General features: G+C 50.0%; 9 protein-coding genes. 7 read left to right on the top strand and 2 right to left on the bottom strand.

What is annotated here, in order from left to right:
* Nucleotides 1–1,800: a cache domain-containing sensor histidine kinase gene (locus L6442_RS09425; protein WP_194232851.1), complete on the bottom strand. Its 1,800-nt coding sequence runs from the start codon at nucleotides 1,798–1,800 to the stop codon at nucleotides 1–3.
* A complete protein-coding gene (locus L6442_RS09430; RefSeq protein ID WP_212978671.1) occupies nucleotides 1,800–3,410 on the bottom strand; it encodes a response regulator in 1,611 nt (536 codons plus the stop codon). The genes L6442_RS09425 and L6442_RS09430 overlap by 1 nt, the downstream gene beginning before the upstream one ends.
* Before the next feature lie 299 nt (nucleotides 3,411–3,709).
* Between L6442_RS09430 and L6442_RS09435 the strand changes: the two genes are divergently transcribed.
* From L6442_RS09435 to pgmB, 7 genes are all read left to right on the top strand, one after another.
* Nucleotides 3,710–4,720 (top strand): LacI family DNA-binding transcriptional regulator, encoded by a 1,011-nt coding sequence (locus L6442_RS09435; RefSeq protein WP_212978670.1) that lies wholly within the window; start codon nucleotides 3,710–3,712, stop codon nucleotides 4,718–4,720.
* 108 nt (nucleotides 4,721–4,828) lie between these two features.
* The gene (locus tag L6442_RS09440; protein WP_212978669.1) at nucleotides 4,829–7,171 is read left to right on the top strand and encodes a glycoside hydrolase family 65 protein; all 2,343 of its coding nucleotides are present in this window, start codon (nucleotides 4,829–4,831) and stop codon (nucleotides 7,169–7,171) included.
* Nucleotides 7,172–7,197: 26 nt separating this feature from the next.
* Entirely contained in the window at nucleotides 7,198–8,508 is a 1,311-nt protein-coding gene (locus L6442_RS09445; RefSeq protein WP_212978668.1) for an ABC transporter substrate-binding protein, read from the top strand.
* Nucleotides 8,509–8,613: 105 nt separating this feature from the next.
* Nucleotides 8,614–9,510 (top strand): carbohydrate ABC transporter permease, encoded by an 897-nt coding sequence (locus L6442_RS09450; protein ID WP_212978667.1) that lies wholly within the window; start codon nucleotides 8,614–8,616, stop codon nucleotides 9,508–9,510.
* Nucleotides 9,511–9,526: 16 nt separating this feature from the next.
* Nucleotides 9,527–10,366: a carbohydrate ABC transporter permease gene (locus tag L6442_RS09455; protein WP_194232845.1), complete on the top strand. Its 840-nt coding sequence runs from the start codon at nucleotides 9,527–9,529 to the stop codon at nucleotides 10,364–10,366.
* Between the two features lie 46 nt (nucleotides 10,367–10,412).
* On the top strand, nucleotides 10,413–12,611 hold the full coding sequence (locus tag L6442_RS09460; RefSeq protein ID WP_212978666.1) for an alpha-L-rhamnosidase-related protein: 2,199 nt from the start codon (nucleotides 10,413–10,415) through the stop codon (nucleotides 12,609–12,611).
* Between the two features lie 238 nt (nucleotides 12,612–12,849).
* Complete coding sequence (gene pgmB, locus L6442_RS09465) at nucleotides 12,850–13,518, top strand: beta-phosphoglucomutase (RefSeq protein ID WP_212978665.1); 669 nt, start codon at nucleotides 12,850–12,852, stop codon at nucleotides 13,516–13,518.
* Nucleotides 13,519–13,618: the final 100 nt, after the last annotated feature.

The following is a 13,618-nucleotide window of genomic DNA, read 5'->3' on the forward strand; positions in this document are numbered from 1 at the left end:
CTACTCCTTTATTTTGGGAATGGTAATGGTCACGGTCGTACCTTCCTCCGGCTCGCTCCGGATTTGGATGCCGTATGTGCCGCCAAAAAACAGCTTCACCCGTTCGTTGACATTGCCGATTCCGATGCCGCTGGTGGATTTCGTTTTCTGCTTTTTGCTGTCATGCACCGTCCAGATTTCTTCGAGCTGCCCGGGCGTCATGCCCATTCCGTCATCTTCGACTTCAAAAATAATGACTTCTTCCTGCTCGCGGCCGCGAATCGTGATTTTGCCGGGTTCCGGCTTATTGCGGATGCCATGGTAAATGGCGTTCTCCACAAAAGGCTGCAGAAGGATCTTTAACGTATTGTAATGCAGGATTCCTTCGGAAACGTCGATCTCATATTCGAGCTGCTCGCCGTACCTCATTTTCTGAATCAGCAAATAGTTGGTGATATGCTCCACTTCAACCCGGATCGGGACAAGCTCCTTGTCTTTGGTGATGCTGGCGCGAAAAAGTTTGGCCAGAGCGGAGGTCATCAGCACGACTTCCTCGTGTTTTTTCTGTTCGCCCATCCAGATGATGGAATCGAGCGTATTGTACAGAAAATGGGGATTGATTTGGGATTGGAGCAGCATCAGCTCGCTTTTTCTTTTGCTTTCCTGGTTCTCTATGATTTCCTCCATCAAATTTTTGATCTGCGCCAGCATCAGGTTAAAGGCGCGTCCAAGCTGGCCGATTTCGTTAATCGGTTCAATATTGGTCCTGACGTCGAAATTGCCGCGTTCAACCTTCTTCATGTCGCGCTGCAAAATCCGCAGCGGCTTCGACACGCGGTAGGACAGAAACAGCGACAGGAGCAGAGAGAAGAGAACGCCGATAATGGCATACAACACAATGGAATTGCGGATCGTGCCTTCGCCTGCAATCAGATCGTCAGTATATGCCACGCCGACGATTTTCCAGCCGAAGTTCGTATCCTGAACGGAATAAATGCGCTTGCCTTTGTCATCATCGACGGTGAAGGAGGAGCCGCTTTTGGCCGCAGCCGCCCGGGAAATCTGCTCGGAACGCAAATTGCTGTAGATAAGCTGCTGCTGCGGATGGTATATGATGTTCCCCGATTGATCGACGATAAAGACGTATCCTTTTTTACCCATATTGATTTTGCTGCAGATATCGTTGATGATGCTCAGGTTCAAATCGACCAGGAAAATGCCTTCGCCGCGGATGCCGTCCGTGCTTTTCAGTTCGCGGCTTAGCGATACGACCCAGCGGTATTCGTTTTGGATGATGTTCTGGACATGCGGAGGCGAGATGACCGATTGGCCGCCTTTGCTTTTGGCCTCCTTGTACCAGGACTGTTCTTCCGGTTTGGTATGCGGATTCAGAAGCGTAATTCTCCGGTCGGAGACATTAAATCCGTTATATCCGAAAACCATGATCGCCGAGATGTCTTTGCGCGAGTAAAGTATGGCCTGGAATAGATCCGAAATCCGCTTTTCATAGGGCATCCGGTCGCTCTTGTTGATAAAGTTGTTGTTGGAGATATAATATTTGACGTCCTTGTTCGTCATCGCCAGTATGCTGATGTTTTCCATGTTGTCGATGTAGGATTGGATATTGGAGTTGACCTGCCTGATAATTTCCTGAACATAGCTCTGGGAGTTGGTTTCAACCGCATCGACCGACAGATGGTAGCTGTTCAGGCTGATGACCATGACCGTAACCAGGATAAGGCAGGAAAAGGTAAAAAAGATGCTTGATTGTATGCTTTTGAACGGCCGAAAGGGAAGAAATGAGGCATGTTTTTTTAACATCAGGCCTGAATCTCCTTGGCAAGCCGTTCGCGATACTCCCGCGGGGTCATGCCGGCATGTTTTTTGAAGAGAATGCTGAAGTAGTTGGGATCCCCATATCCGACTTTTCCGGCGATTTCATAAAGTTTCAGCGCGGTATGCTGCAGCAGCTCCTTGGCTTTATCCATGCGCACCCGGGTCAGGTATTCCACGAAGGTTTCGCCGGTATGCTGTTTGAACACCAGGCTGAAATAGCTTGTGCTCATCAGCACGTGGCGGCAAATATCCTGCAGCGATATTTTTTCTTGCGAATAATGGGTTTCGATATATTCGGCAGCCTTGCGGACTTGTGCCAAAGTGTAGTGATTGCGGTTATCGGCAATAGCCGTCATAACGGAAGCCGCGCTTTCTTCAAGCCAGTTTCCGATTTCATCCAAAGTCTTGAATTTGTATACATCGGTCAGCTGAATCCTGAAATCTTCGAGACCAAGCTCCTGCGTAGCGTTGACCAGGGAGAGGATGACCTTCTGGATATGGAGAATGCTGGAGTCGAGCGGAGCCATGCTCACTTTAAGATCAGCGACAAATTTCTGGATCAACTGGCGCACATCTTGCAAAGAGCCTGTTTTCACCGCGGAAGCCAGCTGTCTGTCCCAATCGTTCCTGGGCTGAGTTCCGCCGGCGGGACGGCCTTCGACATCCAAGATGCTAAGCACCCGGTTCTTGCCGAGCAAAAAGCGGTAATCAAGCGCGGAGAGCGCATTGGCGTACGAGACCGGAAGCTCTTCCGCATTTCTTACGGCCTGCCCGACGCCGATGCTGACCGTAAATTTCAAAAACTTATCGATGTAATAACGGGCCTCTTCGGCGATACGGTACGCCTGCTCGTAAAGCGCGGATTCTTCGGGTTCGCCGGCAAGCAGCAAAACGATGCGTTCCTCCCGCGTCCGAAAAAGCAGTTGGCCTTCGCGTCCGGCGATCTCCTCGAGCACGTTAAAGGCCGCGTAGCGGAGAATTTCAGTATCGCCGCCCCGATCGGAACGGATTTGCCGTTCTCCAAAATCATCGATATCCACCACCATGACCAGCTGCAGCGGAGCAAGCGGATTCAGTCCGAAATATTGGAATCGTTCCGCAATCTCCGGAGCTTTGAGGCCGTTTACGACCAGCCGCTCCAAAAAACGCTCCTTCAGCAGCGGCAAGCTTTGCTTTAACTGGCTGTACAGACGGCTCAAATCCTCATGCTGCCGGGTTACCTCATCCATTTCGCGCTTGACCTTCTGCAGCAGCTCCCGCATTTCATGGGCTGTAATCGGTTTCAAGATAAAGTCGGACACTTTCAGCCGGATCGCCTGCTGCGCGTATTCAAATTCATCAAAGCCTGTAAGGATAATGATTTTAACGTACGGATATTTCCGGACCACGGCTGCAGCCAGCTCCAGCCCGTCCATAAACGGCATGGAAATATCGGAAATGATCACATCCGGCACGGTATGCTCCATCGCTTCAAGCACCTCGCGGCCGTTGGCAAAGTCGCCAACCAATTCAAAGCCATGCTCCTGCCAGTTTATCGTTCGTTTCAGCCCGTCACGGACAACCGCTTCGTCATCAACGATAAAAACGTTATACACCTCGGCGTCCCCCTTGTCTGTTAACATTGGATCTGGAATAATTATACTTTAAAAGGATATTTGTGCATACCGTCCTGTCGATTTTTGCATGCTGCAAGCCGGATGTGCGAATCCGCACAGTGCGTGTTGGAATTGGAAGATTATAATAAGCGGACCCAAGACGAGGGGGCGGGGCAGCAGCCGCTTACGCTGCAGCCACGGCTTTTGTTTTTTCGGTTTTGACAGAATATAGGCACTGTGATTTAATTTGGATTATGTGACCTAAATGCAAAATTGGAAAATAACAGGAGGTGGATCAGGTGGCAACGATCAAAGATGTGGCGAAACACGCGAATGTATCGACCACCGTGGTATCCAAGACGCTAAACGGATATACCGACGTCAGTGAAGAGACCAGAAAAAAAGTGCTTAAGGCCGTGGAGGAATTGAATTATTCCCCGAATATGCTGGCCAAAAACTTGAAACAAAAAGTGACTAAATCCATTGCCCTCATTTTTTCGAATTTTGAGTACTCCAACGGCAAAGACGGCGTTTTGTTCAAGATGATGACAGGTATTTTTGAAGCGGCATCGCATTATAATTACGAGGTGCTTCTCTACACACGCAGCTTGTCCGAGCAGCAGGATAAGTCGTATTGGCAGTTCTGCAAAGAGCATAAAGTATCGGGAGCGGTTATTACGGGATTGAAAACAACGGACCCGTATTTTTTGGAAATCGTGGACAGCAATTTTCCTTGCGTCGTGATCGACGCGGACATTACGGGCATGAACACCGGCTCCATCATGACGGAAAACGTGGAAGCGGCCAAATGTGCGGTCCAGTATTTGATCGATCACGGACATCGCCATATTGGAATGGTGAACGGGCATAATTACGCGGTTGTCAGTAAGGAACGCCAGGAAGGTTACCGTCAAGCGCTTAAGGAGAACGGAATCGCATACGATCCGTCGCTTGTCGTCAACGCCGACTATACTGAAGAATCCGCTTATGAGCTTGCTGAAGGATACCTTAAGGCCCATCCGGAGCTGACGGCTATTTTCTTCGCGAGTGACCTGATGGCGATCGGATTCATGAGCCGCTGCCGCGAGCTGGACGTGTCGATTCCCGAAAAATTATCGATTATCGGGTTTGACGATATCGTTTTATCCAGTTATACAACCCCAAGGCTTACGACAATCCATCAGGATTTTCAGCAGATGGCCTTTTTGGCTTTTGAACAGGTGATCCGTATTCTTGAAAAAAAAGAAGCCGGGAGCCATCAAAAAATTTCTTTTCAAGTAGTTGACAGGGAATCTGTAGCGATGATATAATCATGCCGGAAGCGCTTTCAGATTTTTGATATTTTTTTAAGGATTTCGAAATCGATTTCGATTCAACGAAATCAAGGTTTTTAGAGAGAGGAACAGGAGTTGAAACACATGCTAAATTATCATGCAATAAACAACCCTGAACTTACACAGTGGAGCTTTACAGAGACAAAATTCAATCCGCTGGCTCAGGGAAAATGCGAATCGGTGATGTCCCTTGGCAATGGTTATATGGGGCTTCGCTCGGCTACCGAGGAAGCTTATATTGGGGGAACCCGAAACTTATTCGTGAACGGGACGTTTAACCGGTTTGACGATTTGGAGGTAACGGAGCTGCCGAATGCGGCGGATGTTACGCAGGTGGAGCTGCTCATCGACGGCCAGCGTTTCTCACTGGAGACCGGGAGCGTGACCGACTATGAGCGCACGCTGAACCTGCGCGATGCCGAGCTGACCCGTTCCTTTGTTTGGAGGAGTGATCAGGGAAAAAGAATCCGGTTTGAATTCAAACGGTTTGTGTCGATGCATGATCTGCATCTGATCGGGATGAAGGTGCAATTGACCCCTCTGGATGAAGGCATCACGCTTCGTCTTGCGTCCGGCATTAATGCCCAGATGAGCAATTCGGGCAGCCAGCATTTCCATGAGGGCGAAAAACGGATCTTTGACAAAAAATATTTGCAGCTGATTCAAACGACGACAGAATCCAAGGTTGATTTTGTGATGAATGCCCTGCACAGTTTTTGGATCGACGGCGTTTCCGCCGAAATCAAGCCGCAAATGGAAATTGAACGCCGCAAAATGGAGATGGCTTACAGTTTGGATTTGCAGGCGGGACAGACGCTGAAAATGCAGAAGCTGATTCAAGTGCATACAAGCCGCGATGCGGATGTTGAAGGCGCAGGCGAGCTCGAAAAACTTCGCGCGCATTCGCTGCAAGCGCTTAAGAAAGCCGAAGAAGCCGGATATGACCAGCTCTTTGAACAACACCGCCAGGCATGGGCAAGCATTTGGGAAAAATACCATTTCGAAATCGAATCCGAAGACAGCTTTGATTTGTTGGCTTTACGGTTTGCGATTTACCATTTGATGGTGATGACGCCGGTGCATGACCGCCGTATGGGAATCGGCGCCAAGGGATTGAGCGGAGAAGGGTATAAGGGGCATTCCTTCTGGGATACCGAAATCTTCATTCTGCCATTCTTTATCTACAGCGAGCCGAAAGTGGCCAGAACGCTTCTGGAGTACAGATATCTTGGACTTGAGGGAGCAAGAAGAAAAGCGCGGGAAAATGGATTCAAAGGCGCGATGTATCCTTGGGAAGTCGCTTGGCCAAGCGATGGGGAAGTGACTCCGGTATGGGGCGCCGTAGACATCGTCACGGGCAAGCAAACGAAAATCTGGTCCGGATTTATTGAGCAGCACATCACTTCGGACATTGCTTACGCCGTATGGCATTACTATCAGTCTTCCGGAGACCAGCAGTTCATGGATGAATGCGGTTATGAGATGATCTTCGATACGGCAACCTTCTGGGCAAGCCGTTTGGAGTGGGACGAGGAAGGCTCCAGATATGTCATCAACGAAGTTATCGGCCCGGACGAATACAAGGAGCATGTAGACAACAATGCGTTCACCAACTATATGGCGCATTTCAATCTTCAATTGGCCCTTGAATATTACAACGAGCTGAAGACCCGCAATCCGGAATTGCTGAGCCGCCTAGAGTCCAGTCTGAACTTGGATCAGGCTTCACGGGAATGGCAGGAGAAAGCCGACGCGCTCTACTTGCCGAAGCCGGACGAACGCGGCATTATCGCCCAGGACGACACCTATTTGCAAAAGCAAATCATCGATCTGGCGCCATACAAATCGCAAACGAAAGTGGGAACGTTGTTCCAGGATTACAGCCTTGATCAAGTCAATGAGATGCAGATATCCAAACAGGCGGATATTCTGATGTTGTTCTATCTGCTGGAAAACCGGTTCGCTCCGGAGCTGAAGCGGGCAAATTACGATTATTACGAACCAAAAACGCTGCATGATTCTTCGTTGTCCTTCTCAACGCACAGTATTCTCGCAAGTGATTTTGACGATAAAAAATTGGCCTATCAGCTTTTCCGTCGGGCTACCGAAATCGATTTGGGACCGCATGAACACTCGTCTGACGCAGGTATTCACTCAGCCTCCCTCGGAGGAATCTGGCAATGCGTTGTTATGGGATTTGCGGGAGTGAGAATGCTAAATGGTGAGCTTCACCTGCATCCGAAAATGCCGGACACATGGAAGCGGTTATCCTTCCCGCTTTACTGGAAGGGCTCAAAGCTTAAGATCAGCATCACCGAGGATCAAGTAGAGATAAAAACGGATCAAGACGCCGAAATCGAACTCGTGATTTACGGGAAGAAAACGGCTTTTACCGGACAGCTGCAATTCGAAATGATACACATTTAATTTTCATTTAGGGAGGTCAATTGATTATGAAAAAATGGTCTGCAGGTCTCGCGTTTATTTTGATGTTCAGCATGGTGCTCAGCGCATGTTCCTCCGGTTCTTCCAAAGATGCCGGCAGTGACGGCAAAGGCGACGGCGCTTCGGATCAGGTCGTTGAACTTAAATTCACGACTTGGGGAGAGCTTACGGCCGACTCCGTTGAGAAAAAGCTGGCTGACCAGTTCAATGAAACGCATCCGAATATCAAGGTTACTTTTGAGCCGGTTCCGGGCGATGGTTATGCTACGAAGCTGACGACTTCGCTGGCAGCTGGTCAAGCGCCGGACGTATTTCTGATCGGCGAAGGCGACTATTTCAAATACGTCGATAAAGGCGTTGTCGAACCGCTGGACGATTTCATTAAATCCGACAGCTCGTTCAAAACGGATATTTTCCAGCCGGATCTGATCAACATGGGCAAGATCAACGACAAGCTGTACTATTTGCCAAAAGACTTTAACCCGCTCGCTCTCTGGTACAATAAGCGGATGTTCGACGAAGCCAAAATCCCTTATCCAAATGAAAAGTGGACTTGGGATGATATGATCAGCGCCGCCCAAAAATTGACCAAAAAAGACGACAAGGGCAAAGTCAAGGAATTTGGCTTCAATGCTACGAAATGGGAATATCCGATTTATATCTACCTCTGGCTGAACGGCACCGATATCGGCAATGAGGATGGAACGAAGGCTGAAGGTTTCATGAACAGCGACAAGACCGTTGCCGCGATGGAGAAATACGTAGCCCTGACCAAAGGTGACAACCGCGTATCTCCGACTCCTCAAGATACCGAAACGCTTGGCGGAGACTCCTCCATGTTCATGACGGATAAACTGGCTATGATGATTACGGGACGTTGGGTCAAATCTGACCTGGATAAATCGGATGTGCAATACGGATCGGCTCTGATTCCTACCGGCGCAAACGGCGAACGCGCGAGCATCATCGCGGCTGCCGGCTGGGCCATGAATGCAAACGGCAAGCATAAAAAAGAAGCTTTTGAACTCATGAAATGGCTCTCCGGCACCGAAGCGCAAAAGGCTCGTTCCGAAAAAGGCCAAGTGCTGCCTGCAACGATCGCTGAGCTGGATCAAGTGAAAAGCAAGGAAGTTGTAGACAAACCGGTTATCGAAATGATGGCATTCGCGAAAAAACCGATTTCCATGCGTTCCGTTAACGCTCCGATCTTTACGGAAGAATTCAATAAAGCAGTTGAAAAAGTGCTGCTGGAGAAATCTACCGTCAAAGAAGCACTGGACGAAGCGGCTAAAAACGTAGACAGTAAGGTTAAGAAGTAAAGCGGAGGGGTGGAGCTGCATCCATGCCGTTTCACCCTCAAGCTACACCGGTTGCGGCGGCCCGGAAACGGGCCGTAACCGCACCCGTCAGTCAAGGAGGTCTCCATGCGAAATTCACGATCAGAGAGAGCCGGCTATTTATTCATCCTTCCTTGGTTTTTGGGTTTATTGATTTTTACATTAGGGCCCATGCTGTTTTCCTTGGTGCTGTCTTTCAGTAAATGGGACATCATCACGGGCATCGGTTCGATTGAATTCGTAGGACTGGATAATTTCAAGGCTATTTTTCATGATGAGTTATTTTATCAATCCCTAAAAGTTACGTTTATTTTTGCACTTGTATCCGTACCGCTGTATCAAATCGTATCCATTTTGATTGCGCTGCTGCTTAATATGCGCACGCGGGGCATGAAGTTTTTCCGCCTCATTTATTTTATGCCTTCCATCATCCCTGCCGTGGCTGTTTCGATGATGTGGATCATGATCTTTAATCCGGAGTATGGGATTCTGAACCGTGCCCTGGCATGGTTCGGCATTGAAGGGCCTGCCTGGCTTCAGGATCCGAATTATGCGCTCGGGGCGTTGATCGTCATGGGCATTTGGGGTGTGGGCAATACCATTATCATTTATCTGTCCGGCCTTCAAGGGGTTCCGGAAGAGCTTTACGAAGCCGCTCAACTGGATGGCGCGGGAGCGTTCCGCCGGTTTATGAGTGTAACAGTGCCAATGATTTCGCCGACGATCTTTTTCAACCTGATCATGGGGATTATCGGCGGGTTCCAATACTTCACGCAGGCCTTCGTGATGACCAACGGGGGACCGCTCAACTCCACGCTGTTCTATAATCTTTATTTGTACAACAAGGCGTTCGTCAGCTTTGAAATGGGATATGCTTCGGCATTGTCCTGGATACTGTTCGCCATCATCCTGATCTTCACTCTCATTGTCATCCGCAGTTCTTCCATGTGGGTTTACTACAATGGCGACGATGACCGGGATTAAGGGAGGGAAAACATCAATGATTATCAATCGACATAAATGGAGTATCGGTCGGCTGATCACTTTTCTTGTATTGATTGCAGGGGCTGCGATCGTCCTTGTTCCGCTGCTGTGGACCGTATCGACCTCGCTCAAATCCCCGGCGGAGGTATTTCAGGATTCCTTCATTCCAAAGGTATGGCATTGGGATAACTACAAAAATGCGGTGACGGCCGTTCCGTTCTTTTTATTCCTCAAAAACACGCTGATCATTCTGGTGCCGGTTATGATCGGCACGGTCTTCTCTTCAGCGTTATGCGCATATGGCTTCGCTCGTTTCAATTTCAAGGGCAAGCGCTCTTTATTCCTGGTGCTGCTCGCAACCATGATGCTGCCCGGCCAAGTTACGATGATTCCGATGTTTATCATATTCAAGGAGGCCGGTTGGGTCGATACCTTCCTGCCGCTGATCATTCCTTCGTTTTTCGGTGGCGGTGCCTTCAACATCTTCCTGATCCGCCAGTTCATGCGCGGCATTCCGAAGGATCTGGACGAAGCGGCTTTTATGGACGGGGCATCCCGTTGGAGCATTTTTACGCGGATTATGCTTCCGCTCAGCAAGCCGCCGCTGATTGCGGTTGCCATTTTTACATTTATGGGCGTATGGAATGACTTCCAGGGACCGCTCATTTATCTGAATACGAACACCAAATATACGCTTGCGCTCGGCTTATCCATGTTCAAGGGATTGTACAACGTGGAATGGAATATGCTGATGGCGGCAACGGTGCTGATTATGCTGCCGGCCATTATCGTATTTTTCTTCCTGCAGAAATATTTCATTGAGGGTATTTCCTTGTCTTCGGCCATGAAGGGTTAAGCAGCAGGATAACCGGGTTTGATCACGGATAGAAGAGGAGAATTGGATGAAGAACATACGCAGCAGACACCCGTTTCCGGTTTATTTGACGGCAGGAGAATATATGAAGGCGATCGGCACGCAGGATGGATATTTTCCCGACTTCGGACATCATCTCGCGGGCGAAATGGGCGGCATCTGGCTGCATCCCATCAAGCTGCTGGACGGCTTCTGGCTTCGGATCAAGGATAAGAAACGCGATATTTCCGTATGGGCCAAAGCCGATGAATTTATCAATTATGCCTGGGGCAGCGAATTCCGCTACGATCATGGACTCGGACATATTCCGGTCTCGATAAGACGGACCCAGTTTGCTCCGGAGCTGGAAAAAGGCATGGTCGTGAGCTATGAGCTCCACAATTATTCGGACCAGCCGGTTGAACTTGAACTGGAGCTGCTGTGCCGAACCGATCTGCGCCCCGTATGGTTCTCGGAGGAAATCGGGATTCGGGACGGCGAAGAGGACCGTTTTGAGACGGTATCCGCTTGGGCTGGACTTGCGAAGGACAGTGGAAACGACTGGTTCGTTAAATTTGGAGCGGATATGCCTGGCGTAACGGGACAGCGGCTGCGTACGGGCGCCGGGTTGATCGGTCCGGAATGGACGGCGGGAAAAGGCACGGGGCTGTCCATTACTTCCGAGAAAACACTTGCACCCGGCGAAGTTTACGCATTTCATGCGTATATTGCCGGTTCCTATACTTCCCAAGCGGAATGTGAGGCAACGTACACCCGTCTTCAAGACCATGAAGAGCTGCTTCGCGACAAAAAGCGGAAATACGAGCAGATCGATGCCGTTTCCCGGTTGGAAGTGGAGGGCGAAGAACGGCTGAACGATATTTTCAGTTGGGTAAAATGGAATACACAGTGGCTCGTGCAGCGCGTGGATTCGATTGGCCGCGGGCTGACGGCAGGATCGCCGCATTATCCGTGGTGGTTTGGCTGCGATAATTCCTATTCGATTCAAGGTTTGATGGCGATCGGGGATTTCGAGCTTGCCAAAGATACGGTGGACATTTTGCGCCGCTCGTCCTGGGAAACCAACGGCAACGGACGCATTGTCCATGAGATCACGACGATGGGCGCGGTGGCGAATCCCGGGAACACGCAGGAAACGGCCCATTTCATTGCAATGATCTGGGAGATGTTCTGCTGGACGGGGGATCTTGCATTTTTGCGGGAAAACTATGAGACATGCGTGAAAGGAATGGATTGGCTGCTGCAGGAGATGGATCCGGATCAGGATTTATTCCCTTCGGGCTACGGCATCATCGAAATTTCAGGCTTGAACATGGAATTGATCGACTCTGCCGTATATACGGCGCAGGCTGCGTGGGCGCTTGCGCAAATGAGCGGTGTTTTATTCGATTTCGGCAATGCAGAAGCGTACCAAGCGCTCGCCGACCGGATGAAAAACGCGATCAATGACATGTACTGGTGTGAAAGCGAAGGTCTCTTCGCTGATGCGGTCGCTCCGAAAAAAGATATCGTGCCGAAAGTGGATCATCTGGCTCGCATTGCCGAGAAGCATGGCATCTCGGGTTACCGTGAATACTTGGAGGGGCTGCTTGGTTCGGCTGAAGACGAAGAAGCCGACCGCGGCTGGCTGCTCAACAAAAACTGGGTTATTGTCACCCCGATGGAAACGGGAATTGCCGATCCGGAGAAGGGGCGCCGCGCCTTGGAGCGTATGCGGTCCGGCGAATTTATCGGCGAATATGGAACTTATCTGTCCGGATTGTATCAAAGCGAAATCATGACCATTTCCACTGGCGCGCACGCGGTCGCAGAGGCCGTTTATGGCAATCCGAATGCAGCGCTGGACTTGCTGCAGCGGATGATGAGCACCTTCTCCATGGCTTTGCCGGGTTCCATGAACGAAATGTCCCCGGACTACGGATGCGCGGTCCAGGCCTGGACGGTATATGCGGTGGCTGTTCCAATCATCCGGCATTTGATCGGGATCAAGCCGCTGGCTCATCTGCGTTCGCTGCATATTAAGCCGCTGCTTCCAGACGCCTGGGAAGGCAAGCAAATCACGCTGCGGCAGCTGCGGATCGGGGATACTACCGTGGATATTACGCTTATGTCTAAGCTGGGAACATTGCAAGCGGACATCATCAATCCATCCGGCTACAAGGTTATTCTCGAATGGAACGGCGAAACTTATATTTCCGAAGAAAAGCAAATATCGATCACAATGTAATACCATATAAGAGCGCGTAAGAGCGCGAGTTCAAAAAGGCCGGTTTTCAGCACCGAGAAGGTTGGATGAAGCTAGGGACGAAAGGAGCGGAGCGTACGTAGTGGGTACGTGAGCACCGGAAGGCCCGGCTGAATTCAAGATTCGATGCCGACCCCGCTTCCTGATTCACTTCGTGATCAAAAGCGGACTTTTTGAACAACCTATAAAATGACGGATAGGCAATCAGGAGGGCGTGACCATGAAATTACAGGCCGTATTATTTGACCTGGACGGGGTCATTACAGATACAGCAAAATATCATTTTACAGCATGGAAACAGATGGCGGAGCGAATCGGCATCGAGATCGACAGCGAATTTAACGAGTCGCTGAAAGGGATTGAGCGGATGCAATCGCTGGAACGTATTTTGATTCATGGGCAGCAGGAACATAAGTATACGCAGGAGGAAAAAGAGCGTCTTGCTCAGCAAAAAAATGATGAGTATGTCGCTTTGCTGGCCAGCTTGACTCCGGAAGATACCTATCCAGGGATCAAGGAATTGCTGCAGCAGCTTCGGGATAATGGAATTCCGGCAGTTATTGCTTCAGCCAGCAAAAATGCGCCGCTGATCCTGGATGCTCTTCAGCTGAGGGACTATTTCCATGCCATTGTAGATCCAAGCGGCATTCCAGGGAAACCGCAGCCGGATATTTTCCTGAAGGCAGCGGAGCAGGCAGGGGCGGACCCGTCATGCTGCATCGGCGTCGAGGATTCCCAAGCAGGCATCGAAGCGATCAGAGCTGCAGGCATGTATGCGGTGGGTATCGGTGAAGAGAATATCCTCGGACCTTTCGGAGCGGATATCGTATATGCATCGACCCGGGAGCTCTCACTGCAAAAGCTGCTTGCGGCAGCAAATCTCGAATAGATGTAAGGAAACAGACAAAAAAATGCACGAAGGCAGCCCAGGGTATGAGACCCTGGGCTGCTTTATAGTTAAGATATGGGGTCCCCGCAAAGTAATCGGA

Origin of the sequence: Paenibacillus azoreducens (assembly GCF_021654775.1) — a bacterium.
Lineage (GTDB): Bacteria > Bacillota > Bacilli > Paenibacillales > Paenibacillaceae > Paenibacillus_AQ > Paenibacillus_AQ azoreducens.